Annotated in this window: 17 protein-coding genes; 12 read left to right on the top strand and 5 right to left on the bottom strand. The window is 64.0% G+C overall.

The annotated features are described in order from the left end of the window. Nucleotides 1–257 precede the first annotated feature (257 nt). Nucleotides 258–1,598 carry a urate hydroxylase PuuD gene (locus H7U20_RS23815; RefSeq protein WP_199761626.1) on the bottom strand — a complete coding sequence of 447 codons (1,341 nt, stop codon included), beginning with the start codon at nucleotides 1,596–1,598 and terminating at the stop codon, nucleotides 258–260. Nucleotides 1,599–1,818: 220 nt separating this feature from the next. On the opposite strand from H7U20_RS23815, the gene H7U20_RS23810 reads away from it, so the two are divergent. The 6 genes from H7U20_RS23810 (at nucleotide 1,819) to guaD (ending at nucleotide 11,663) form a co-directional block, all read left to right on the top strand. Continuing rightward, nucleotides 1,819–2,757: a LysR family transcriptional regulator gene (locus tag H7U20_RS23810; RefSeq protein ID WP_199761625.1), complete on the top strand. Its 939-nt coding sequence runs from the start codon at nucleotides 1,819–1,821 to the stop codon at nucleotides 2,755–2,757. A gap of 368 nt (nucleotides 2,758–3,125) precedes the next feature. Then, entirely contained in the window at nucleotides 3,126–4,883 is a 1,758-nt protein-coding gene (locus H7U20_RS23805) for an allantoate amidohydrolase (RefSeq protein ID WP_199761624.1), read from the top strand. A gap of 256 nt (nucleotides 4,884–5,139) precedes the next feature. Beyond that, complete coding sequence (xdhA, locus tag H7U20_RS23800; RefSeq protein ID WP_199761623.1) at nucleotides 5,140–6,651, top strand: xanthine dehydrogenase small subunit; 1,512 nt, start codon at nucleotides 5,140–5,142, stop codon at nucleotides 6,649–6,651. After that, nucleotides 6,648–9,008 (top strand): xanthine dehydrogenase molybdopterin binding subunit, encoded by a 2,361-nt coding sequence (gene xdhB / locus H7U20_RS23795; RefSeq protein WP_199761622.1) that lies wholly within the window; start codon nucleotides 6,648–6,650, stop codon nucleotides 9,006–9,008. Before xdhA ends, xdhB begins: the two co-directional genes overlap by 4 nt. Before the next feature lie 4 nt (nucleotides 9,009–9,012). Then, nucleotides 9,013–10,125, top strand: coding sequence for a xanthine dehydrogenase accessory protein XdhC (xdhC, locus tag H7U20_RS23790; protein ID WP_370593238.1), 1,113 nt, complete (start codon nucleotides 9,013–9,015; stop codon nucleotides 10,123–10,125). Between the two features lie 215 nt (nucleotides 10,126–10,340). Continuing rightward, nucleotides 10,341–11,663, top strand: a complete 1,323-nt coding sequence (gene guaD / locus H7U20_RS23785) for a guanine deaminase (RefSeq protein ID WP_199761621.1) — start codon at nucleotides 10,341–10,343, stop codon at nucleotides 11,661–11,663. A gap of 110 nt (nucleotides 11,664–11,773) precedes the next feature. Here guaD and H7U20_RS23780 read toward each other — a convergent pair whose 3' ends face one another. Continuing rightward, nucleotides 11,774–12,580, bottom strand: coding sequence for a hypothetical protein (locus tag H7U20_RS23780; protein ID WP_199761620.1), 807 nt, complete (start codon nucleotides 12,578–12,580; stop codon nucleotides 11,774–11,776). A 572-nt stretch (nucleotides 12,581–13,152) separates the two neighbouring features. Here H7U20_RS23780 and H7U20_RS23775 point away from each other — a divergent pair. Then, nucleotides 13,153–15,927 (top strand): TonB-dependent receptor, encoded by a 2,775-nt coding sequence (locus H7U20_RS23775; protein WP_199761619.1) that lies wholly within the window; start codon nucleotides 13,153–13,155, stop codon nucleotides 15,925–15,927. Nucleotides 15,928–16,006: 79 nt separating this feature from the next. Then, nucleotides 16,007–18,031 carry a S9 family peptidase gene (locus H7U20_RS23770; protein WP_199761618.1) on the top strand — a complete coding sequence of 675 codons (2,025 nt, stop codon included), beginning with the start codon at nucleotides 16,007–16,009 and terminating at the stop codon, nucleotides 18,029–18,031. Nucleotides 18,032–18,114: 83 nt separating this feature from the next. Here H7U20_RS23770 and H7U20_RS23765 read toward each other — a convergent pair whose 3' ends face one another. Next, nucleotides 18,115–18,459, bottom strand: a complete 345-nt coding sequence (locus tag H7U20_RS23765; RefSeq protein ID WP_199761617.1) for a hypothetical protein — start codon at nucleotides 18,457–18,459, stop codon at nucleotides 18,115–18,117. A gap of 184 nt (nucleotides 18,460–18,643) precedes the next feature. Between H7U20_RS23765 and H7U20_RS23760 the strand changes: the two genes are divergently transcribed. Beyond that, complete coding sequence (locus tag H7U20_RS23760) at nucleotides 18,644–19,789, top strand: acyltransferase family protein (protein WP_199761616.1); 1,146 nt, start codon at nucleotides 18,644–18,646, stop codon at nucleotides 19,787–19,789. A gap of 24 nt (nucleotides 19,790–19,813) precedes the next feature. Here the strand turns inward: H7U20_RS23760 and H7U20_RS23755 are convergent, their stop codons facing one another. After that, nucleotides 19,814–20,143 carry a DMT family transporter gene (locus H7U20_RS23755; RefSeq protein ID WP_199761615.1) on the bottom strand — a complete coding sequence of 110 codons (330 nt, stop codon included), beginning with the start codon at nucleotides 20,141–20,143 and terminating at the stop codon, nucleotides 19,814–19,816. A gap of 122 nt (nucleotides 20,144–20,265) precedes the next feature. Between H7U20_RS23755 and H7U20_RS23750 the strand changes: the two genes are divergently transcribed. Continuing rightward, on the top strand, nucleotides 20,266–22,974 hold the full coding sequence (locus H7U20_RS23750) for a hypothetical protein (protein ID WP_199761614.1): 2,709 nt from the start codon (nucleotides 20,266–20,268) through the stop codon (nucleotides 22,972–22,974). Next, nucleotides 22,971–23,303: a hypothetical protein gene (locus H7U20_RS23745; protein ID WP_199761613.1), complete on the top strand. Its 333-nt coding sequence runs from the start codon at nucleotides 22,971–22,973 to the stop codon at nucleotides 23,301–23,303. The genes H7U20_RS23750 and H7U20_RS23745 overlap by 4 nt, the downstream gene beginning before the upstream one ends. 277 nt (nucleotides 23,304–23,580) lie before the next feature. Here H7U20_RS23745 and H7U20_RS23740 read toward each other — a convergent pair whose 3' ends face one another. Beyond that, on the bottom strand, nucleotides 23,581–23,982 hold the full coding sequence (locus H7U20_RS23740; RefSeq protein ID WP_199761612.1) for an integrase core domain-containing protein: 402 nt from the start codon (nucleotides 23,980–23,982) through the stop codon (nucleotides 23,581–23,583). Nucleotides 23,983–23,988: 6 nt separating this feature from the next. Here H7U20_RS23740 and H7U20_RS23735 point away from each other — a divergent pair. After that, nucleotides 23,989–24,524: DUF6444 domain-containing protein (locus H7U20_RS23735; RefSeq protein ID WP_199761611.1), on the top strand; the 536-nt coding region annotated here is incomplete at its 3' end.

Genomic DNA, 24,524 nt, shown 5'->3' with positions numbered 1-24,524 from the left:
GGCAAATCAAAGGGTCCCTCGAAAAACCGTCATTCGGCATCGGCGGACCGCCGCGCGGGCGGGAATCCATACCCCGCATGTCCATTGACTCAGCATGGGTTCCCGCCTGCGCGGGAACGACAATTTGCTGGTTTTTCGAAGTGCCCTTATTTATGTCTATGCGCGACCAGCCACACCCACCCTCCCGACGCGAGCGCGAGAGGATGGAGTGGATGGCCAGCTTGAGTGTTTTAGGCCGCTGCCGCCGGGCGGCTCGGTCAGTTGGCCCCGGCGGCGAACCAAGCGCCGATCTCCGCGCGCTCTTCCGGCGTGATGTTGGTCATATTGCCGATCGGCATAGACTTCAACACCACCGCCTGCTGGTTGATCTTCGCCGCGTGCTGGTGGATCAGCTCCGGCGTGTGCAGCATGACGCCGGCCGGCGCCGTGGCAAAGCCCGGCTGGGTGGTCTGCGCCGCGTGGCAACTGACACAGCGTTGCGTGACGATGGCCTGCACCCGGCTGAAGTCCGCGCCGTGGCCGGCCGCGGCTGCGGCAGTACCCGCCGTGGCGGTGCCATCGGCGGCAGCGTGAGCGGTTCCGCCGGTAGCGTCGTTGGGCCCAGCGTTGCCGGCTCCGGCTCCGGCAGCGGCAACGTCGCCAGCAACAGCGGCCTGAGCCATCGGCGCGGTCCTGACAATCGGACGCGGCGCGATAGCCACGGCGACGGCAACCAGAATCGCCACGCCGGCGGCCGGGAAGCCCCAGGCCGTCCGGCCGTGGTGGCGCAAATTGAAGAAGTGACGGATCAGCACGCCGGCGGCGATGATCGCGCCCAGCAACAGCCAGCTATAGGAATGGCTATAAGTCATCGCATAGTGATTGCTGATCATGATGAGCAACACGGGCAGCGTGAAATAGTTATTGTGTACGCTACGCTGCTTGGCCTTCTTGCCGTGGCTAGGATCGGGCGACTTGCCCTGCGCCATCGCCTCGACCAGTTTGCGCTGGCCGGGAATAATCAGCATCAAGACGTTACCGACCATCATCGTGCCGATCATGGCGCCGACGTGGATGTAGGCGGCGCGACCGCTGAGCAGCTTGGTCAGCACGAAGGCCATCGCCACGATGAAAACGAACATCACGATGCCCAGCAGACCATCCTTTTGGCCCAAGGGCGAGCGGCACAGCAGGTCGTAGACGGTCCAACCCAGCAGCAAAGTGCCGAGGCCGACGCCGATGGCCTGCCACTGGCTCAGGTCGGCCACCGATTTATCGATCATCATCGCCGAAGCGTTGAAGTAGTAGACGATGAACAACAACGCGAAGCCCGACAACCAAGTCGCATAGGCCTCCCACTTAAACCAGTGCAGGTCCGCCGGCAGCTCGGCCGGCGACACCAGATACTTCTGCGGATTATAGAAACCGCCACCGTGCACGGCCCACAACTCGCCCGACACACCCTTTTTGGCCAAGTCCGAGCCCGGCTTCGGTGGACGGATACTGTTGTCCAGCCAAACGAAGTAAAACGAGGCGCCGATCCACGCGATACCCGTGATGAGGTGCAACCAGCGCACCAATAGATTAAGCCAATCCACGCCGTAAGCGAGCAATTCCATGTTGTCTCCATGATGGTATTTGACTCGTCTGCCACCGCGGGCGCTCCAGACGACTGGGATGATTTCCCTATTGGTCGCGAACTTTAAAAGCTCCGCTGCGACCGATTTGAACCCCAAGCACAGTGCGTGCATGGTGTGGCATGAACGATAAAACTAAATCTGGCTTTTCTCATTGGAATCGACGTATATTAAAAATAGAAACCACGTTATAGACCCCGCCATGGCACAACTCCCCGACCACCTCGACCTCCACCTGATCCGCATTTTGTACCTGCTGCTATGCGAGAAAAACGTCTCCCGCGTCGCGCTCAAACTGGACCAGCCGCAGCCCTCCATATCCGCCTCGCTGCGCAAGCTGCGCGAGCTGACAGGCGACCCGCTGCTGGTGCGCGGCGGTCGCGGCATGGTGCCGACGCAACACGGCGAGAGCCTGAAAAAGCCCGCCAAGCGCATCCTCGACGAAGTCAGCCAACTGTTTTTGCACAAGACGCCGTTCGCCTCGATGGACGAAAGCCGCGTCTTCCGCATTGGCGCGCCGGATTATCTCGACATCCAATTTTTACCCAACATTGTGGCGCGCATGCGACGCGAGTCGCCGAAAAGCCGCATCGTCATCCACAGCCTGGGCGCCGAAGTCGACTCGATCCGCATGCTCTCCGACGGCGACCTCGACCTGTTGATCGCCAACTGGGACGCGCCGCCCGAGCACCTGCACCTGTCGCCGCTGTTCGAAGACCCCATCGTCTGCGCCATGCGCGCCGACAGCCCCTACGCCAAGCGCACCGGCGCCGACGACATGACCCTGGACGACTACCTGAGCCTGCCGCACGTGGCGCCCTCGCCCACCCTGTCCGGCTACCACGGCGTGATCGACACCTATTTGCAGCAGAACGGCCACGAGCGCAACGTCGTGGTCGAATCGGCCTACTTCGGCCTGATGCCGCACATGCTGACGCAAACCGACCTGGTGCTGACCACCGGCCGGCAGTATCTGCGCTTCTTCGAGCGCAACCTGCCGATCAAGACCTTCACCGTGCCGCTGCGCTTCCCGCCCATGCGCTTCTACCAACTGTGGCACGAGCGCGTCCACGCCGCCCCCGAGCACAAATGGCTGCGCGACCAAATCACCCAAGCCGCCCAAGCCCTAACAGCAAAGTAACCGCCCCCCGGCGGGGTCAGCCGGCGGGGTCAGTGCCGACATTCGGACACGAACTCAAGCGTACCCCGGGGTCAGTGCCGACATTCGGACACGAACTCTTCCGTAGTCATCAGTCCGACCGGAAATTTTGTCCGAATGTCGGCACTGACCCCGACGGCTGAGCCCGCTGGCTCGTAAAACAACACTTGCCATATCGCCAGGCTGAACCCCGTTATGGTCCCAGGCTTATATTTCCGTCAGTCCAACACTATATTATTCGCCATATAAGCACGGACGGCGCCAGCGCCGCATCCGCATGAACGGCGAGCGGTCCCACGCGCCGATCCATTCATTTAGAGGAGACAGGCTGGTGGGACCGCCTGAACACAATGACGATCACCCTGGAACATTTGAACCGCTGCGACGCCGACGAATTCACTGCCCTGCTGCACGGTCTGTACGAGCATTCGCCGTGGATTCCGCAGCGCGCCGCCGCGCAGCGGCCCTTCCGCAGCGTCGCCGCGTTGAAAATCGCGCTGCAGGGCGTGGTGCGCAACGCTTCCGTCGATGCGCAGCTGGGCTTGATCCGCGCCCACCCCGAGCTGGCCGGCAAGGCCGCCCTGGCCGGCGAACTCACCGCCGAATCCACCGGCGAGCAGGCCCAGGCCGGCCTGACCCACTGCAACGCGGTCGAACTGGCCGAGCTGCACCGCCTCAACGCCGAGTACAACGCCAAGTTCGGCTTCCCCTTCATCTTGGCCGTCAAAGGCCCGACCGGCAACGGCATGAGCCGCCAGCAGATCACCGCCCACTTCGCCCGCCGCCTGCGCTCGCAGCGCGACGACGAGCAGGCCGAGTGCCTGCGCCAGATCGGCCGCATCGCCGAAATGCGCCTGAACGCGCTGCTCGACATTGAGCTGCAATTCGGCGCCACCATCATGCAATGGGCCGAGGTGATCGGCGCCTGGAGCGACGATGCGGACAACCTGACCTGCGCCTACATGACCGAGGCGCACAAGAAAACCGCCGCCCAGCTGGCGACATGGATGCGCGAGGCCGGCATGGTGGTGCACATCGACGCCGTCGGCAACGTGGTCGGCCGCTATCTGTCCGACCAGCCGAACGCCAAGTCCCTGCTCACCGGCTCGCACTACGACACGGTGCGCAATGGCGGCAAGTACGACGGCCGCGAGGGCATCCTGCTGCCGATCGCCATCGTCAAGCATCTGCACGAGCGCGGCGAGCGCCTGCCCTTCCACTTCGAGGTGATCGGCTTCTCGGAAGAGGAAGGGGTGCGTTACCAAAGCACCTTCTTGGGCAGTAACGCCGTCATCGGCCAGTTCGACCAGGCCCTGCTCGACAAACTCGACGCCGACGGCATCAGCATGCGCGCCGCGCTGGCCGAGGCCGGCCACGACGTCGGCCAGATCGCCGCCATCGCCCGCGACCCGGCCGAGGTGCTGGCCTTCGTCGAGGTGCATATCGAACAAGGCCCGGTACTGCTGGGCCGCGACCTGCCGAGCGGCGTGGTCAGTTCCATCGCCGGCAGCTGCCGCTATCAGGTCGAGCTGACCGGCCTGGCCAGCCACGCCGGCACCACGCCGATGACCATGCGTAAGGACGCCGCCGTCGCCGCCGCCGAGATCGTGCTGTATGTGGAACGCCGCTGCGCCCAGGCGCCGTCGCTGGTCGGCACGGTCGGCCAGTTGCAGGTGCCGGACGGTTCGGTCAACGTGATCCCGGGCGCCTGCAAGCTCTCGCTCGACATCCGCGCCGCCGACGACGCCACCCGCGACGCGGCCGTGGCCGATGTCCTGGCCGAGGCCGAGGCGATCTGCGCGCGCCGCCAGATCGCGCTGAAACTGCACAAGATCATGTCGGCGCCGGCCGCGCCTTGTGCGCCGTGGCTGGTCCGCCAGTTGGCCGCCGCCACCGAACGGGCCGGCGTCGAGGTGTTCGAACTGCCGTCCGGCGCCGGCCACGACGCAATGGCGTTGGCCCGCATGACCGATGTGGCGATGCTGTTCACCCGCTGCGGCAACGGCGGCATCAGCCACAATCCGCTGGAAACCATGACGGCGGACGACGCCGAAACCTCGGCGGTGATCCTGCTCGATTTCCTGCGCAGCTTCCAGCCCAAGTCCTAGACTGGGCGGTCGTTGAGGTGCCGGCTGCGCTGGCAGACCCCAGCGGCAGAGAGCCAGGGTCAGACCCCGAGGGGTCCGACCCTAGGTTTGCGCCGCTGGGTTTCGCCAGCGTTCCGGTCATCATCGGCGCGGCCCCATACCCCACGCCCGTCATATAGTCATACGTGCATAGTAGCCATCGTCCGCAGCCCATTGGTATTGCGGCGGGCGGCTGCTAACCTGAACAACATCGGCATCCAATCAGCGCGGAGCATTCATGTCTGAACCAATTCGTTTTTTCTATCGCGGCGAAGTCCATTCCGTTTCGGATGGCGCCCCGACCCGCACCCTGCTGCAGCATCTGCGCGAGGATCTGCACTGCACCGGCACCAAGGAAGGCTGCGCCGAGGGTGACTGCGGCGCCTGCACCGTGGTGGTGGCCGAACTGCAGGGCGGCGAGCTGTCGCTCAAGTCGGTCAACTCCTGCATCCAGTTCCTGCCCACCCTGGACGGCAAGGCCGTCTTCTCCGTCGAGGACCTGAAGCAGGCCGACGGCGCCATGCACCCGGTGCAGCAAGCCCTGGTCGAATGCCACGGCTCCCAGTGCGGCTTCTGCACGCCGGGCTTCGCCATGTCGCTGTGGAGCTTGTACCTGAAGCAGGAAGGCGTCAGCCAGGCGCCCTGCCGCAAGACCATCGACGAGACCCTGTCCGGCAACCTGTGCCGCTGCACCGGCTACCGTCCCATCATCGAAGCGGCGCGCCGCATGGGCGAACTGCCGCCGGTCAGCTTCGACCGCGCCGCCTTGAAGACCGCGCTGCAAGCCATCCAGCGAGACCGCATGTTCAGCTACACCCACCAAGGCCAGACCTTCTACGCCCCGCGCACCCTGGCCGAACTGGCCGAGCTGCGCGCCGCCAAACCGACCGCCACCATCGTCGCCGGCTCCACCGACGTCGGCTTGTGGGTCACCAAGCAGATGCGCAACCTGGGCGACATGATCTATGTGCGCATGGTCGCCGAGCTGCACCAAATGGACCAGCGGGACGGCATGCTGCAGATCGGCGCCGCCGTCTCGCTGAACGACGCCTACGCCGCCGTCTGCGCCCACTACAAGGACGAGCTGACCGAAATGTGGCAGCGCTTCGCCTCGCAACCGATCCGCAACACCGGCACCTTGGGCGGCAGCGTCGCCAACGGCTCGCCGATCGGCGACTCGGCGCCGTGGATGATCGCGCTCGGCGCCGAGATCGTCCTGCGCAACGACCAGGGCCAGCGCAGCATGCCGCTGCAGGACTTCTACCTCGACTACATGAAGAAGAACTGGCAGCCGGGCGAGTTCGTCGAGGCGGTGCGCATTCCACTGCCGCGCGCCGACGTCCAGTTCCGCACCTACAAGCTGGCCAAGCGCTACGACCAGGACATCTCGGCCGTCTGCGCCGCCTACTCGATCCGCCTGCGCGACGGCGTGGTGCACGACGCCAAGGTGGCGTACGGCGGCATGGCCGCCACCTCGCGCCGCGCCGCGCTGGCCGAGGCGGCGATGAACGGCCAACCCTGGAACGAAGCCACGCTGAAGGCCGCCATGGCCGCGCTGGCGCAGGACTACACGCCGCTGAGCGACATGCGCGCCAGCGCCAACTACCGCATGAAGACGGCGCAAAACCTGCTGCGCCGCTTCTGGCTGGAGACCCGTCCCGACGACGCCCGGCCCATCCAATCGATCAACGCATTCAGCTATGCCGACAATTGCGTCAACAGTTACACCGAAGGAGGCGCGCTAGCATGAACAGCAAATCGGAAGCGTTCCTGACTCAGCCCAATGGCGGCACACCGATGGCCTGGGCCGAGGTCGGCCAGTCCCGTCCACATGAATCGGCCGTCCTGCACGTGCTGGGCGAGGCCACCTACACCGACGACATCCCGGAGGCGCAAGGCACGCTGCACGCAGCGCTCGGTCTGTCGGCCAAGGCGCACGCCAACATCACGGCGATGAACTTCGACGCCGTGCGCGCCATGCCCGGCGTGAAGGCGGTCTACACCCACCGGGACATCCCCGGCACCAACGACTGCGGTCCGATCATCCATGACGATCCGATCCTGTCCGAGGGTCTGGTCGAGTATGTCGGCCAGCCGATCTTCATCGTCGTCGCCGACTCGCACGACAACGCCCGGCGCGCCGCGCGCAAGGCCGTCATCGAGTACGCCGAGCTGCCCGCCATTTTGACGCCGCAGGCCGCGCGCGACGCCAAGTCCTTCGTCATTCCGCCGATGCGCCTGCAACGCGGCGACGCCGAGGCGGCCTTCAAGCAGTCGAAGAACATCGTCAAGGGCCAGCTCTACGTCGGCGGCCAGGAGCAGTTCTACCTGGAGGGCCAGATCTCATACGCCATTCCGAAGGAAGACAACGGCATGCTGGTGCACTGCTCGACCCAGCACCCGACCGAAATGCAGCACGTGGTGGCGCACGCCCTGCACGTCAATTCCAACCACGTGGTGGTCGAGTGCCGCCGCATGGGCGGCGGCTTTGGCGGCAAGGAGTCGCAGTCGGCGCTGTGGGCCGCCTGCGCCGCCATCAGCGCCAAGCTGCTCAAGCGCCCGGTCAAGCTGCGCGCCGACCGCGACGACGACATGCTGGTCACCGGCAAGCGCCACTGCTTCTACTACGAGTACGAGGTCGGCTACGGCGACGACGGCCGCATCGTCGCCGCCCGCGTCGACATGGTCACCCGCGCCGGCTTTTCGGCCGACTTGTCGGCCCCGGTGGCGACCCGCGCCGTCTGCCACTTCGACAACGCCTACTACCTGGCCGACGTCGACATCCGCGCCATGGCCGGCAAGACCAACACCCAGTCCAACACCGCCTTCCGCGGCTTCGGCGGACCGCAGGGCGCCATCGCCATCGAGTACATCGTCGACGAGATCGCGCGCAACCTGGGCATGGACGCGCTCGACGTCCGCAAGATCAACTTCTACGGCCGCAACGACGAGGAAGGCCGCAACGTCACCCAATACCAGCAAAAGGTGGTCGACAACGTCATCCACGCCCTGGTCGACGAGCTGGAGGAAACCAGCGCCTACCGCCGGCGCCGCGCCGAGATCAACGCCTTCAACGCCGGCAGCCCGGTGCTCAAGCGCGGCCTGGCGCTGACGCCGGTCAAGTTCGGCATCGCTTTCAACGTCACCCACTTCAACCAGGCCGGCGCGCTGGTGCACATCTACACCGACGGTTCGGTGCTGGTCAACCACGGCGGCACCGAGATGGGCCAGGGCATCAACACCAAGGTCTGCCAGGTGGTGGCGCACGAACTGGGCATCGAGCTGGCGATGGTGCGCGCCACCGCCACCGACACCAGCAAGGTGGCCAACACCTCGGCCACGGCGGCTTCCACCGGCGCCGATTTGAACGGCAAGGCGGCGCAGGACGCCGCCCACACCATCCGCCAGCGGCTGGCCGAATTCGCCGTCAAGCGCCACGGCGGCGGGCTGGCCGAAGTGCGCTTCGAAGCCGGCTTCGTCCACGTCAACGGCGAGGCGGTGCCCTTCCCCGAGCTGGTGCAGAAAGCCTACATGGCCCGCGTCCAGCTGTGGTCGGACGGCTTCTACGCCACACCCGGCCTGCACTGGGACCCGAAGACCATGAGCGGCAACCCGTTCTCCTACTTCGCCTACGGCGCCTCGGTGTCCGAGGTGGTGGTCGACACCCTGACCGGCGAATGGAAGCTGCTCAAGGTGAACGCGCTCTACGACGCCGGCAATTCTCTCAACCCGGCCATCGACGTCGGCCAGGTCGAGGGCGCCTTCATCCAGGGCATGGGCTGGTTGACCACCGAGGAGCTGTGGTGGAACGCCGGCGGCAAGTTGATGACGCACGCGCCGTCGACCTACAAAATCCCCGCCATCTCCGACTGCCCGCAGAACTTCGACGTGCGCCTGTTCAAAAACCGCAACGTCATGGACAGCATCCACCGCTCCAAGGCGGTGGGCGAGCCGCCGCTGCTGCTGCCGTTCTCGGTGTTCTACGCCATCCGCGACGCCATCTCCAGCGTCGGCCAGCACCGCCACAATCCGCCGCTCAACGCGCCGGCCACCAGCGAGGCCATCCTCAATGCCGTCGACGCCGTCCGGGCGATGGCGCAGGAGTAGCGCCATGGCGACCTCGATGGGACCCACGCTGAACGCCATCACGGCGGCCGCCGCCAAGCCGGTGCCGCGCGTGCTGGTGACGGTGGCGCAGGTGGCCGGCTCGGCGCCGCGCGAAGCGGGCGCCAAGATGCTGATCACCCAGTACCACGCCTTCGACACCATCGGCGGCGGCCACCTGGAAATGCGCGCCACCGACATCGCCCGCGAAATGCTGGCCATGCCGCTGGGCGAAGCGCGCGCCGAGCGCAGGCTCGAACGCTTCCCGCTCGGCCCCAGCCTGGGCCAGTGCTGCGGCGGCGTGGTGCACCTGGCCTTCGAGCGCATCACGCCCGAGGCCGGCGAGCACTTCGGCACGCTGGCGCGGCGCTGGCGCGACGGCCAGGACAGCTGGCGCCTGATCTCGCTCGACAGCGTCACCGCGCCGGCGCTGTACGACGCCGGCGGCGCCCTGCTGTCCGGCCCCGGCCCGGCGTTGCTGCCCAAGCCCGGCCCCGGCGTGCAGTGCAAGGTGCGCGTCGACGAACGCGGCAAACAATGGCTGGTCGACTCCTGCCTGCCCTACCGGCGCCGCCTGGTGCTGTTCGGCGCCGGCCACGTCGGCGCCGCCATCGTGCGCGCGCTGGCCGAGCTGCCCTGCCAGGTCACCTGGGTCGACGAGCGCGACGACATGTTCCCCGCCGTCCTGCCGGCCAACGTCCGCGTCGAGGCGACCGACACGCCGGAGGCGGTGGTGGCGCAGGCCGAAGCCGGCACCTCCTTCCTGGTGCTGACCCACAGCCACGCGCTGGACCAGCTGCTGTCCGAGCACATCCTGCGGCGCGACGACGTCGCCTGGTTCGGCCTGATCGGCTCGCAGACCAAGCGCAGCCAGTTCGAGCGGCGCCTGCGCGAGCGCGGCATTGCGGCCGAGCGCCTGGCCGAGATGGTCTGCCCGATCGGCCTGCCCGGCATCAAGGACAAGGCGCCGGCGGTGATCGCCGTCTCGGTCGCCGCCCAGCTGCTGCAAGTGTGGGAGGCGCTCGACCAGGCCGCCCAGCCGGAAACGGGGAACACAGCGGCGACGGCGGCCGCGGCGGCATCGGCCACGCCGGCGCCCACTGTCGTCTGCCTGAATTGATGCACACCACGCCACCAGACGCGCCCTGGCGCGCCGTCGCCCCAGCCTCACTCTCCGGCAGCGCCGGGGCGGGAGCGCTGCATCGCTGTCGATTCCCCTAGCCCTGCGCTAGTCCCACCGCCCCACGCACCAAGCGAACACCGGCCGGCGCCGCGCGCGCCCGCCCGAGCACATCCGCGCCCCGAACACCGCGCACCGAACCAAGGAAGCACATCATGACCCAGCCCCCCGCACCCAGCGGCGCCTTTCAAGCCTATCGCGCCAGCCTGCTGCACTTCAACGACGACCCGGCCTTCCACAAGGACGCCTACAACTGGCACGAGGACGGCCTGCTGATCGTCAACGACGGCCACGTCCACGTCGCCGGCGACTACGCCCAGTTGATCGATTTTCTGCCGCCCGGCACGCCGCTGCAGGACTATCGCGGCAAACTCATCACGCCCGGCTTCATCGACACCCACGTCCACTATCCGCAGACCGACATGATCGCCTCGCCGGCGCCGGGTCTGCTGCCCTGGCTGGACAAGTACACCTTCCCCACCGAGCGCAAGTTCGCCGACCCGGCCCACGCCGCCCAGGTGGCCAGCTTCTTTCTCGACGAGCTGCTGCGCTGCGGCACCACCACCGCCATGGTCTACTGCACCGTGCATCCGCAATCGGTGGAGGCCTTCTTCGGCGCCAGCGAGGCGCGCAACCTGCGCATGGTGGCGGGCAAAGTGCTCATGGATAGGAACTGTCCCGACTTCCTGCGCGACACCGCCGAAAGCGGCGCGCGCGACAGCGAGGCCTTGATCCGGAAATGGCACAAGCGCGGCCGCCAGCTGTACGCCATCACGCCGCGCTTCGCGCCCACCTCCAGCGAGGCCCAACTGGAGCTGGCCGGCGCGCTGGCCAAGGCCTACCCGGACACCTATCTGCAAACCCACGTCGCCGAAAACACCGACGAGGTGGCCTGGGTCAAATCCCTGTTCCCGCAGGCGCGCAGCTACATGGACGTGTACGACCACTTCGGCATGCTGCGGCCGCGCTCGATGTACGCCCATTGCATCTGGCTCGACAACGCCGACCGCAACCGCATGGCCGAGACCGGCTCGGCGATCTCGATCTGCCCCACCTCCAACCTGTTCCTCGGCAGCGGCCTGTTCGACTTCGAACGCGCCGACGCCGCCCGCGTGCCGCTGTCGCTGGCCACCGACGTCGGCGGCGGCACCTCCTTCTCCATGCTGCAGACCATGAACGAGGCCTACAAAGTGGCGCGCATGGGCGGCAGCCACCTGCAGGCGCTACGCATGTTCTATCTGGCGACGCTGGGCGGCGCCCGCGCCATGCAACTGGAGGGGACGATCGGCAGTTTCGTGCCCGGCGCCGAGGCCGACTTCATCGTCCTCGACCCGCAGGCCACGCCGCTGCTGGCGCGCCGCAGCGAACGCAGCGACAGTTTGGAGGAACTGCTGTTCGCCCTCGCCATGCTGGGCGACGACCGCAGCGTCGCCGCCACCTACGCCGCCGGCAAACAGGTGCACCGGCGCGCCGGCTAAGCCCCGCCCAGCCCGCCCTCCAGGCCGGCGACGGCGCGCCGGCCGCACTAGCTGGACCTGACCGATTGCGGGCTCGCGCGCCAGACTCGGCGGGCCGGCGGCCGCACCGGCTAGTGCTGCTCCCGCATGGCCCGCCGCGCCTGCTCGCAGGCGTCCCGGATCCGCCCCAGCGAGGCCGCAGGCAAGGGCAACACCTGATTGTTCTTGAGCGGTATCCCGCCCAGCGCCCGCACCGGTTCCAGCCGCTCCAGCGCCAACGACCATTGCCCGAGCTGGCAGGCCACCAGCCCGGTCAGCACATGGCGGCCGAAGCTGCTGCTGTGGTTCCAGGTGCCGCGCATCAGCGGATCGTCGCTGCGGCCCTCGATGTCGGAGGCGCCGCTCAACAGCAGCCGCAGCACCTGGTCTAGGTCGTCCAACCAGTCGAACCAGGGCAGGATGCTGCCCTCGGCCACGCTGGCGATGTCTTGCAGGCAGTCGGCCATGCCCTCGCCGGCCGCGCCGATCTGCCAGATATTGCCCAGCGGCGTGCCGGCCGGCACGCCTGGCCGATAGACGGTCTTGCGGAAGTGGCACAGCTCCGGCGGCGGCAAGTTGCGTCCCTGCGCTTGCGGCACCGGCCCGCCAATCGCATCTTCCGGCACGAAGTTGAAATAGCGTCCGACATGCAGCGATGGCGAATGCGGGCTGGCGCCGTGCGTCTTGATGAATTGAACTTCCACCACATCGACCCAACGCTCGCCGTGGCGCCACGCCGCCGCCCCTTTGAAGCGGGCGAAGCCGTGGGCCAGCAGCGGCGCCTCCAGCACCTGCAACACAGGCTTGCGCACGTCGCCGCGCTTCAGCGCCGGAGCGGGTTCCGGCTGTTTGGCGGGCAACAGCGCTTGCAATAACTTGATCAGGTCTGGCGGTGTCAAACAATCCCCTTCTATTTCCGATAGTCCCGTGAAGTCTCGCTCAAATGTATAAAAAAGACAACTATCGGTTTGCATAGTGCCGCGCTGCCAGTTTCATTAAGCGACCGAAGCCGATTCGGCCGACGGGCCGGGAATCTTCGATTGCCGCTTAATGCGGCTTTCATTATGTGGAATTCGAATATCTTCGATTGGCCCGGAATATTTTTGTAATAACAAGCCGCCGGCGGGCGAAAAAAACCAACGTAGCCCCACGTTTTGCCCATTTCAGGTTTTTTACGGCCGGAAAATTATCGACTAAATTGCAGCCTGCAAGCCGATTATTAGTGCGTTTTTCTATTCATTTCTGAACAAAAAATTGCCACGTGGAAAATGTGCAACACTAAACAACGTTTGCAACACCGCAACTTTTCTTCCATGCATAATATCCAGGTCGCAACAATATTCCCGGAATATTGATGGGATGCTTGCAAAAAAAATCTGGGTAGAGAGCAAAAAAGAAGCGGCGAACTGCCTCCCCCGAGGAGTTGGGAATCGTCATAGCAATTATAAAAAGCACTTCAAGGAAGATATCAATGTTATTAAAAGAAAAAGCCGGTGTCGTATTCGTTCGTCTCGCTTTACAAACCCTGGCCGGATCGGTGTTGTTGGCCGCCTCCGCCCACGCCCAGCAGGCCAGCACCAGCGGCAGCGCGGACCAGGCCGCCGATGGCGCCAACAAGGCGGCGCCGCAAAAGGTCTATGTGACCGGTTCGAACGTGCGCCGCATCACCCTGGAATCGGCCTCGCCGGTGCAAGTGCTGACCCGCGAAGAAATCACCCGCGGCGGCGCCACCTCGCTCAACGAGGTGCTGCGCACGATCTCCTCCAACGTCGGCGGCATCGATGAAAACCGCACCAACGGCTTCACCGCCGGCGCATCCGGCTTGAACCTGCGCGGTGTCGGCAGCCAGGCCACCCTGACGCTGATCAACGGCCGCCGCCTGGCGCCGTACGCCCAGCCGGAATTCCAGACCACCTTCGTCGACCTGAACTCGATTCCCATCGGCGCGGTCGAACGCATCGAGATCCTGAAGGACGGCGCCTCGGCCATCTACGGCTCGGAAGCGATGGCCGGCGTGGTCAACATCATCCTGCGCAGCAACTACGAAGGTATCGAACTGGGCGGCTCGGTGGGCCAATCCTCGCGCAACGACGGCGAGCAACTGCGCAGCACCCTGAGCATCGGCGGTGGCAACCTGGTCAAGGACCACTTCAACGCCTACGCCACCATCGACCTGCGCTCGCGCAAACCGATGTACCTGAGCAAGCGCGACGACTACCTGAGCACCCAGGACACCCGCGCCTGGGGTTACAAGGACGCCCGCTCGCTGTACACCTTCCCCGGCAATCTGTACTGGACCGACAAGGCGACCGGCCAATACATGGCGCGCTCCATCGGCGGCAACTGCCCGGCCGGCCGCCTGGTCGACTTCAGCACCCGCGTCGCCAACGGCGGCGGCCAGTCCTGCGTCTTCGACGATTACGCCGACGGCACCTTCAACGCGGCCGGCAAGACCGACCGCGCCAGCATCACCAGCCGCCTGACCTGGCAGCCGAACGCCAGCACCACGGTGTTCAGCGAGCTGATGTTCAACCGCAACAAGGTCGTCCTCACCGGCAACCTGCATTGGTTCGCCGGCCAGATCGGTCAGCCGATGCCCGCCCTGCCGATCACCCATCCGCAGTATCCGAAAGACCTGATCGGCGCCGACGGCAATACCCTGGTCGGCGGCAACGGCTCGGTGCGCGTGCGCGCCTCGCTGCGTGACTTCCCGGCCCAAGGCCAGGACAACACCACCGACTTCGGCCGCTACCTGGTGGGCGCCAAGGGCGACTTCAAAAACTGGGATTGGGAAACGGCACTGCTGCTGACCAACAGCAAGGTCACCGCGCTGGGCACCAGCGGCATGCTGGTCGATCCCCTGCTTGAGGCTTACCAGAACGGCAGCTTCCTGTTCGGCTCCAGCGCCAGCAACGCCGACCTGTACAAGCGCCTGATGGCCAACTCGTCGAGCACCTTCAAATCGGGTCTGCAACAGGTCGACGCCAAACTGTCGGGCGAGCTGATGACCCTGCCGGCCGGCGCCGTCGGCCTGGCGGTCGGCGTCGAAGCGCGCCGCGAGTTCCTCGACACCAACCCCGACCAACTGTCGATCGACGGCGCCCTGTACCACGCCGCCCAGTCGCCACCGGGCTTTAGCAACAGCCGCCGCATCGCCTCCGTGTTCGGCGAAGCGACCATTCCCCTGATCAAGGATGTGGAGGCGCAACTGGCCGCCCGCTTCGACCACTACTCCGACTACGGCAACTCGACCACCCCGAAAGTCGGCCTGAAGTGGACCGTGTCGCCGGCGCTGATGCTGCGCGGCACCTACGCCAGCGGTTTCCGCGCCCCGACCCTGGTGGAGAACTCGACCGACGTGCGCAACGCCTACCAGTCGTTCACCGATCCGCTGCGTTGCAACGCCCAGTTCAAGCTCGGTTGCAACAACGGCGCGAACAGCGCCTACCAGTCGGGCGCCAACCCGGCCCTGAAGCCTGAAACGGCCAAGAGCTTCACCCTGGGCATGGCCTGGGAACCGTCGTCGAGCTTCCTGGCGACCTTGGACGTGTGGCAGATCAAGCGCATCGACGAGATCAACACCTACTCGCTGGACCGGGTGCTGGCCGACCCGTCGCGCTACGCCAACGACCCGGCCGCCCAGATCATCCGTGATCCGCTGACCGCCGCCGACCGCGCCGCCGGCGCCCAGGCTGGCGAGGTGAGCAACATCATCATGCTGCTGACCAACGTCGCGGTGACCCAGGTGCGCGGCCTCGACCTGAAACTGCAGGGCAAGGTCAACATGGGCGAGTACGGCACGCTGACGCCGACGCTGAACCTGTCGCACACCCAGTCCTACAAGACCGCGCCGACGCCCGATTCGGAGCTGGTCGAGTTCGCCGGCACGTCCGACACGCCGTCGGTCAAGGCGACCCTGGGCTTGGCCTGGAAGAAGGCGGCCTACGCGCTGTCGGCCGACACCGTGTTCGTCAGCAAGACGGCGACCGTCGACGACCGCAGCCTGGCCTGTTCGCTGGCCACCGAAGGTTACGCACAGCTGTGCTCGGGCATCGCCTCGTTCACCACGTTCAACTTGGGCGCCAGCTACACCGGCTTCAAGGATCTGAAGCTGAGCCTGGCGGTCCAGAACGCCTTCGACCGCAAGCCGCCGTTCACCCCTGGCCGCACCGGCAACTACAACGCCACGCTGCACAGCGCCATGGGCCGCTACATCCAGGTCACGGCTGACTACCAGTTCAAGTAAGCGGCAAGTAAGCGCCGTCCGGCAACGGCGCCGTCTACCTTGGTGGCGGCGCCGTTGCTTTTTCACCCCAAGGAAAAATATGTTGAAACAACGCCTAGTTCCCGGCCTGCTCGCCGCCCTGCTGCTGGCCGGCGGCCTGTGCGGCCCAAGCGCCCACGCCGACGACACCATCCCGATCGCCGAATTCTTCAAAAAACCCGAGTTCAACGGCCAGACCACGCTGTCGCCGGACGGCCAGAACATGGCCGTGCTGACGCCGCGCAACGGCCGCAACGTGCTGGCCATCATCAACCTCGACACCCGCGAGTCGAAAGTGGTCGCCTCGGACGCCGACTGGAACGTCGCCAGCCCGATGTGGGTCAACAACCAGCGCCTGACCTTCAGCATCAACAAGGGCAGCGACGAGGTGCTCGAAAAGCAAACCGGCGGCGGCCTGTTCGCCGTCAACCGCGACGGCAGCGGTTTCCGCAAGCTGGTGGTCAGCGTCAAGGAGGCGCAAAGCAACAACCTGCCCTACAAGCCGGTGCGGGTACTGCGCCGCGTCGGCGGCGACAGCAACGACCTGTTGGTCAGCAATAGCGAGCGCGGCAACAGCGCCGACTTGGGCGCCAGCGACGTGTTCCGCCTCGACACCGGCAACGGCCGCATGACCCTGCTCACCTTCAACAATCCCGGCTCGGTCAGCGACTGGCTGCTGGACCACGCCAACGTGATCCGCGCCGCCTCGGCGCTGGCGGTCGATCCGGTCAGCAAACGCATCCAGCAAACCGTCTACTACCGCGACGACGACAAGTCGGCCTGGCGGGTGATCCACCGCGCCTTCCTGTCCGAGGGCAAGGAGATGCACCTGGCCGGCTTCGACTTCGACAACCAGACCCTGTTCGTCGCCGGCCGCTTCAACGGCCGCGACAAATCGGCCCTGTTCATCTGGGACTTCGCCAACAACCAGGCCGGCGAGATGGTGGCCGAGCACGCCGAAGCCGACATCGGCGAAACCCTGCTGGTCGACGAGGCGCGCAAGAAGATCATCGGCGTGCTGGCGGTCGGCATGAAGGAGGAGATCTACTACTTCGACGCCGACTACGCCCGCCTGCAGGCCACGCTCGACGCCAGCCTGCCCGGCCAGAACGTGCACTTCCAGTGGCGCGGCGAGCGCGCCGTGGTCACCACCACGGGCGACAACAACGTCGGCAAGCTGTACGTGTTCGACACCGCCAAGAAAACGCTCGAACCGCTGTACAGCGTCAAGCCTGGCCTGGACGGCAAGAAACTGTCGGCGCAAACCGTGATCCACTACACCGCCCGCGACGGCCTGAACATCCCCGCCTACCTGACCCTGCCCGAGGGCCGCCCGGCCAAGGCCCTGCCGCTGATCGCCTTCGTGCACGGCGGCCCGCACGCGCGCGACCAGTTCGGCTACGATCCGATGACGCAGATGCTGGCCTCGCGCGGCTACGCCGTACTGCAGCCGCAGTTCCGCATGTCGACCGGCTTCGGCTGGAAGCACCACACCGCTGGCTGGAAGCAATGGGGCCTGGCGATGCAGGACGACGTCACCGATGGTGTCGAGGCGCTGATCAAGCAAGGCGTCGTCGACCGCAACCGCATCTGCATCATCGGCGCCAGCTACGGCGGTTACGCCACCATGTACGGCCTGGTGAAAGACCCCGACCTGTACAAATGCGGCGTCAACTGGGTCGGCGTCACCGACGTCAAGATGCTGTTCACGGTCAACTGGTCGGATATGTCCGGCCCCTTCATGGACGACATGGGCGCCAAGATGCACGGCGACCCGAAAACCGACGAGGCCTACTTCCACAAGGTGTCGGCGATCGAGAACGCCGACAAGATCAAGGCGCCGGTGCTGATGGGCTATGGCAGCGAGGACTTCCGCGTGCCGCTGATCCACGGCGAAAAGATGCGCGACAAGCTGCTCAAGCAGGGCAATAGCGTGGACTGGGTGGTGATGACGGGCGAGGGCCACAACTGGTCCAAGGAAAGCAACCGCATCCAGTGGGGCGAGATGGTCTACAACTTCATCGACCGCCACATCGGCCCGAACGCCAAGGCCGCCGGCGGCAAGCAAGCCGCCGGCAAGCAATAAGCACTAAGCACTAAGCAATCGGCGGGCCGCAGGGCCGCTCGACCATCCGGCCCGCGTGGCCGGATTTTTTTCGCCCGCGCCGGTCAGCGCTTGGCGGTGTGCTGGCGCAGCACCGGCGAACGGAAGAAGAACAGCGCCGACGCCAGCGCGTACACGGCGTACAGCGCATAGAACCAGACCGAAACAGGATTGTCCTGCACCTTGACGGCGTAGACGACTGCGGGCAGAACCGACAGGCCCATCAGAATCGCCAGCAGATAGCGGGCGATACGCACGCCCTTCATCAGCATCGCAAACAGTGCGCAAAGAAGAATGAAGCGCAACAACAGCTTGGCGGAGAAACCATCGCTCACCAGCAGCACGACTTGCAGCAGGACCGAAATGGCGAAGATGGTGACCACCCATCGCAGTGTCGAGGTTTTAATCATGTACGGTGTCCGCTAGTCCAAGGTCTAAATCATTCCCCGCATTGTTTCATGACAATTGCAGAAATACAATGATGATCGCCTTGCAGTACCATTCGCAAGGCAAGAATAGCCACGCCATCCTTGCAGCGACATTGCATTTGCAACACAATGATGCGAATTACAATCATCATCGAGAATGAACAACATGCCAGGAAATCCCCCGCGCAACGCCCGCATCGACTTCCTGCGTGGAATCGCCATCTCATCTGTTTTGATTTTGCATTTCGCCCTGTCCTACGGCTTGAAGGACAGTCCGCTCGGCTCCCTGCTGGGGACCGAGCTGTTGAAAGCGATTGCCTATAACGGCAATTTCGGCGTGACGATCTTCTTCGTCATCTCCGGCTTTTTGATCACATCGACCTCGCTGGCGCGCTGGGGTTCGCTGGACAAGCTCGACGCCCGCAGCTTTTATCTATACCGTTTTGCCCGCATCATGCCGAGTCTGATTTTGGCGCTGAGCATCATCGTCATCCTCGGCAGCCTGGGTCTGCCGTCCTTCAACAACACCGACAGCGGCGGCCAGCCACTGCCGGCCTCCTACTTCCTGGTCGGCGCCGGGTCGGTGCTGACCTTTTGGCACAACCTGTTGATGCAATCGGCCGGCTATTTCAATTACTGCCTGAATATCTACTGGTCGCTGTCGGTCGAGGAAGTGTTCTACCTGCTGCTGCCGCTGGCCTGCCTGACGCTACGCCGCAGCTGGATGATCGTCGCCTTGTGCCTGGCCGCCGTGGCGCTGGGGCCCCTGTATCGCAGCTGGCACACCGACAACGAGATCTTCTTCATGTACGCCTACCAGGCATGCTTCGACGCGATCGCCATCGGCTGCCTGGCCGCGCTGCTGGCGCCACGTCTGTCCGCCAGCTTCCTGATCCGCTACGCGCGGCCGCTGCGCATCGTCGCCGGCGTCTGCCTGGGCGCGGTCTACCTGCGCGGCATCAACGGCCACGAGGTGTTCGGCTTCACGCTGATAGCGCTGGCCAGCGCCGGCTTCCTGCTCGCTTCGTCCGGCCAGCAGCGCGGCGGCTGGAGCACCGGCCGCCTGAGCCACGGGCTGCGCTGGATGGGCCGGCACAGCTACGAAATCTATCTGTTCCACATTATCGTGCTGGGCCTGATGCGCAATGTGCTGAGCAAACAGCAGTTGAGCTATGCGACACGGCTGCCGTGGTTGCTGCTGTTCCTGGTCCTCAGCGCGCTGGCGGCGGCCCTGGTGTCGCGCTACGTCTCCGAGCCGGCCAACCGCGCCATTCGCCGCTCTCGTCCGGCGAAATGGCAATTGGCCGGCTGAGGGCGCGGTGGCATCGCAGCAGCGTTAGTGTCCCGAGGTCTTGGAGAAAACCTGCATGACCACCACGCCGGCAATGATAAGCCCTATCCCCAGCATCGCCGGGAAATCCAATCTTTGCTTATACAAGAACCAGCCCACCAGGGACACCAACACGATCCCGGCGCCGGACCAGATCGCATAGGCGATGCCGACCGGAATGGCGGACAGCACGCGCGATAACATGTAGAAGGCGATGCCATAGCCGAGCACGACCAGCGTCGACGGCAGCAGCTTCGAGAATCCTTCGGAAGCCTTGAGGGCCGAGGTCGCGATGACCTCGGCGACGATTGCGACAGCGAGAAAAAACCAGTTCATGTGCCGGACTCCAGCATGGAAAAACGCCAGTCTAGCAGGCCGCACGCCGCATAGGTCGCCATCCCTGCGGCAGTGAAAAATATATTCGGCGGCGGCTGAACGTCACCGACAGCCTGACCGCGATGGCCGATTTCTTCGGCATCCAGGGCGGCAGTGTCACCTATCACTACGACGACAACGGCCGCGTTCAACGCCAGACCCTGCGCGGCGCCGGCGGCACCATCGGCAGCGACTACTACTACATCAGCGACAACGAGCTGCCCAACGGCGGCTACGACGCCGTCGGCAATCTGCTCGGCTACACCGTGGTAGCGCCCAATCGCGCGCCCAAAGACTACGGCCGCTATTCGATCAAATACAGCGCCTTCGACACTTACAAGGAAGTCAGCCACAGCGTCGACAATGGCGCCGCCAACGTCAGCAGCTACGACATCAACGGCAACCGCACCTCGGTCACAACGGCAGGTCGTGTCGTCGGACGCTACTGGTACGACGCCACCGGCAAGGTGCAGTCGAAAGTCGATTACGGCACAGCGGGCAATGGCGAGGCCAAGCCGAGCTTCGCACTGATCGTCAACGACCAGGTGCTGGGCTACGAGGACAACGACAGGAACAACATCCTCGGCTCGACCTATGCCAGCGCCACCTCGATGGCGCAAGCGTCGCCGCCGAGCAGCTACACCGTGCTGCACGACGGCGAAACGCTGCAAAGCATCGCCCAGGCGGTGTGGGGCGACAGCAAGCTGTGGTACCTCATCGCCGACACCAACGGCCTGAGCGCCGGCGAAACGCTGCGCATCAACAGGGTGCTCAACCTTCCGAGCCGCGTCAACACCGTCCACAACGACTACGCCACCTACAAGCCCTACAACGCCAGCGAAGCCATCGGCAACACCGCGCCGGCCCTGCCGCCGCCGACTCAACCAGGGGGCGGTTGCGGCGGTGTGGGCATGATCATCATGATCGTGGTGGCGATTGCCGTTACCTACATCACCGCAGGCGCGGCGGCCAACGCCATCTTCGCCGCCTACAGCGGAGCGGCGACAACCACGGCAGCAGCCGCTGCCGCGGCTGGTTCGCTGGCAGGCTCCATGTCGGTTGTCGCCGGCGGCGTGATCGGCGCGGCGGCAGGCTCCATCGCCAGCCAGGTGGTGGGCATATCGATCGGCGCACAGGACGGTTTCAGCTGGAGCGCCGTGGCCCAGGCCGGCATAGCGGGCGGTGTCACCGCCGGCATCGGCCAACTAGCGGCGTTCGATAAATTGGCGCCGGTTTTCCAGAGTAACGAATGGAGCGGCGTGGCCGCCCGCGCCGCGTTGTCGAACACCGTCTCCCAAGGCATAGGCATGGTGACCGGCCTACAGCACGGTTTCAACTGGAGCAGCGTCGCCGCCTCTTATGCCGGCGCGGCGGTCGGCAGCCAAGTCGCAGGTTATTTGGAAAGCCAGAAAATCTTCGGCGATCCGACATCCGCTGCCGCCAAATTCGCCACTGCCGGCGTCTCCGGCTTCTCCGCCGGTCTGACCACGTCGGTCATGCGCGGTGGTAAAATTGCGATCGCGCAGATTACCGCAGATGCGTTCGGCAATGCGCTGGGGAGCAGCCTGGCCGGTGCCATGTCGGGCGGTGGTGATCGGGCGAGCAATCGCTCGACGAGCAGCGCCGGCTCCAATCTGTTGGCAAAAATTGAACAAGGCCAGTTCGATGCGGCCTATCCGCAAGCTAGTCTCACCGCCGAGGCGGACGCGCGACGCGATGCCATGGCGGACGCTGGGCTAATTCCGAGCAACTCTTCGCCTCAGATGTCTTATGCCCCTGGCTTCGGCTCGTCTTCGGCGCGGCAAAGCTTCATCAACGTAGGTGGCAGTTACGACTATCAAACGCAAATGGCTAGTTCTGATGGTGAAATGATGCCGGTCGTCACCCGTACCAGGCACATTGGCGCCGATGAGTATGTGGGAAATTTGCAAAATCGCGTGAATGATTTCTCCTACGAAATGGATGACATCGCCAGCGCCGGCGGGTCATCGACGGGCGCACGAGTGTTCGCCGCCGCCACGTATGGGGTACGAAAAATCGCGGCCGATACGGTGAATTCGCTCATCAGCTTGCCACGTCTTTTGACCAGCGATACCATGGTGCCTGGCATAGTCAATGCGGTGGCGAACCCGCTGCAAGCGGGACGATCCTTCGCCCGCAATTTTGGAAACATGTCGCTGCAGGACAAGTTTGTGACAGGTTTAGAGCTTGGGTTGCCATTCAAAGCCAGCATTGAGAGCCTGGCTGGACGTATCCCTGGTGCAGGCGGCTACCTGGCCGGTGATCTAGGTTATTCAAGTGGTAAAGGAGTAACACTGAGTGCCAACGGGAAGTTGTACGGATTTATTGGTGATGGTCTTTCGAACCAAACTGCAGGTCCATACGCTTATCAGTCTGGAGCAGTTGGCGGTATTCGTTTTAGTGAGCTTGGCACCGATACTGAATTCTTAGTGGCTCAGCATGGTGATATGCCATCTCCGCGGCCCGGACAAAATTCGCATCATGGCGTGATGTCTGCTTGGATGAAAGTAAATTTCCCAGAATACGATCCGAATCTAGCACCAGCCGTTCTGATGCCAGAGGCAAATCATCGGGCAACTTTTGGGGTGTACAACACTTGGAGAGCAGAGGCTCGAGCAGAAATGGGCGGAACGTTTAGTTGGTCAACCGTCCCAGAAACACATATGCAAAGTTTATCGGAGAAGATGTTTGATGCTGCGAAAGTACCCTCTACGACACGCCAAGAATACTGGGACTGGTATGGTCGAATGAAAGGAGCGTTAACAAAATGAATAAAATTTTAACTCTAGAAGAAATTGAATCAGGATGGGGGAAGGGTTTTTCGGCGAACGAAAAAGTCACTTTCGAAGTGCAAGATGTGCCTGAAAATTTGCGGCCACTAATTCCCTATGCTTTACTATGGGGCATCTCCGATGACTGGTTTAGAGAGGACGCTTTGAAGAGAACTCCTAGCAACTTGAAGGAGAATTTGAAATGGGTCGTGGGGGAATTTGACGACCAGTTAGATGCATGGCTCGCGGGGGCCGAAGCTGCCTGTTTGTCCCCTTCCAATGCCTATATCGCATTTTCCGCCATGCGTATGGGAGTGGATTTTATTTAACCTGCCGGGCGCCGAAAACTGGTCTGGCATTCAGGCACGCCCTCGACCGGTAGACATCGTTGTCCCATCCGCACTACGGACACATGATTTTCAAGCCCGCGCGGACGCAATTTTTGATAAAATCCGCTCGGTTTTCAAAAGAAACATTGGCATTAAAGCAGCAAATCAGGAACGTGTCGCAAAAAAACAAACGACTGTGCCAACCCCGCACGAGCGTTCCCACGGACACCGTCAATGTCCATCCGATCTTTAACAATTCGAGCATTTCCGACGCTGGCTAATGGCGCAACACCAGGCCCTTGAGCCGTCCGTCCCACGCGCAGAACGCGCGCACCGATCTTGGCCCCGCCTTGAACGGATCAACACCACACCAGACTTGATGAGGCGTACGTCCGCCAAGATGCTGATGTGAACGAACGACGTTGTACCAAAATTGAAAGCTGGGCAGCGATTGAGCAAGATGCAACTCGTCCCTTATCATGTGGCCGCGCAGGTGCATTTTGAACGTGCCGAAAAAACGTTCGATGTAACTATTTACCCAAGGTCTGGCAGGACGTGAATAACTCCTCCTGATCTCGCACCAGCGCAGTACCCGTTTGACCCATCTCGAATGGTAACTATTCAGCCGCAGCGAGCGCATCAATAAAGGGTTGTAAACCAAGCGGCTTTCCAGCATCATTCCGCTATGCCACCGAAACCACCGCGCCCCGACCTGACCAAGTTGTCCGATGCCGACAAGGATTGGCTCATTGATGCGCTGTTCGCGCGTCTGGACGCAGTCGAGGCAAAGTTGGGCATGAACAGCGAGAATTCGAGCATGCCGCCGTCGTCGGACGGACTGGCAAAAAAGCCGAAGAAGACCAGTTCGCTGCGCGGCAAGTCCGATAAAAAGGTGGGTGGCCAGCCCGGTCACAAAGGCAATACGCTCAAGCGGGTGGCCGAGCCGAGTGGCACGGTGGATCACCCCTTGCCAGGGCATTGCAGCCGTTGCCACAGCGCGTTACCGCTGGAGTCGGCGCAGGTGCTGGAGTGGCGCCAGGTGTTCGATTTGCCCGCGACCGATGTCGAGGTGGTCGAACACCGCACCTACACGGTGGCGTGTGCCTGCGGCCAGCGCCACGACAGTGTGTTTCCCGCCGAGGTGAGCGAGACCGTGCAATACGGCCCCCGCGTGCGCGCGTTGGGCGTGCATCTGACGCAAGGGCAAATGCTGCCTTACGC

Origin of the sequence: Rugamonas violacea (assembly GCF_016461825.1) — a bacterium.
Classification (GTDB): Bacteria; Pseudomonadota; Gammaproteobacteria; order Burkholderiales; family Burkholderiaceae_D; genus Rugamonas.
This window is presented reverse-complemented; position numbering and strand designations above follow the sequence as displayed.

Coding starts and splice junctions, on each gene's coding strand:
- H7U20_RS23805 (WP_199761624.1), top strand. CDS start 3,126: ATGACGATCACCCTGGAACATTTGAACCGCTGCGACGCCGACGAATTC.
- H7U20_RS23810 (WP_199761625.1), top strand. CDS start 1,819: ATGGCACAACTCCCCGACCACCTCGACCTCCACCTGATCCGCATTTTG.
- H7U20_RS23755 (WP_199761615.1), bottom strand. CDS start 20,143: ATGAACTGGTTTTTTCTCGCTGTCGCAATCGTCGCCGAGGTCATCGCG.
- H7U20_RS23775 (WP_199761619.1), top strand. CDS start 13,153: ATGTTATTAAAAGAAAAAGCCGGTGTCGTATTCGTTCGTCTCGCTTTA.
- H7U20_RS23750 (WP_199761614.1), top strand. CDS start 20,266: ATGGCCGATTTCTTCGGCATCCAGGGCGGCAGTGTCACCTATCACTAC.
- H7U20_RS23770 (WP_199761618.1), top strand. CDS start 16,007: ATGTTGAAACAACGCCTAGTTCCCGGCCTGCTCGCCGCCCTGCTGCTG.
- H7U20_RS23815 (WP_199761626.1), bottom strand. CDS start 1,598: ATGGAATTGCTCGCTTACGGCGTGGATTGGCTTAATCTATTGGTGCGC.
- H7U20_RS23760 (WP_199761616.1), top strand. CDS start 18,644: ATGCCAGGAAATCCCCCGCGCAACGCCCGCATCGACTTCCTGCGTGGA.
- H7U20_RS23765 (WP_199761617.1), bottom strand. CDS start 18,459: ATGATTAAAACCTCGACACTGCGATGGGTGGTCACCATCTTCGCCATT.
- H7U20_RS23745 (WP_199761613.1), top strand. CDS start 22,971: ATGAATAAAATTTTAACTCTAGAAGAAATTGAATCAGGATGGGGGAAG.
- xdhC (WP_370593238.1), top strand. CDS start 9,013: ATGGCGACCTCGATGGGACCCACGCTGAACGCCATCACGGCGGCCGCC.
- H7U20_RS23740 (WP_199761612.1), bottom strand. CDS start 23,982: ATGATGCTGGAAAGCCGCTTGGTTTACAACCCTTTATTGATGCGCTCG.
- xdhB (WP_199761622.1), top strand. CDS start 6,648: ATGAACAGCAAATCGGAAGCGTTCCTGACTCAGCCCAATGGCGGCACA.
- guaD (WP_199761621.1), top strand. CDS start 10,341: ATGACCCAGCCCCCCGCACCCAGCGGCGCCTTTCAAGCCTATCGCGCC.
- xdhA (WP_199761623.1), top strand. CDS start 5,140: ATGTCTGAACCAATTCGTTTTTTCTATCGCGGCGAAGTCCATTCCGTT.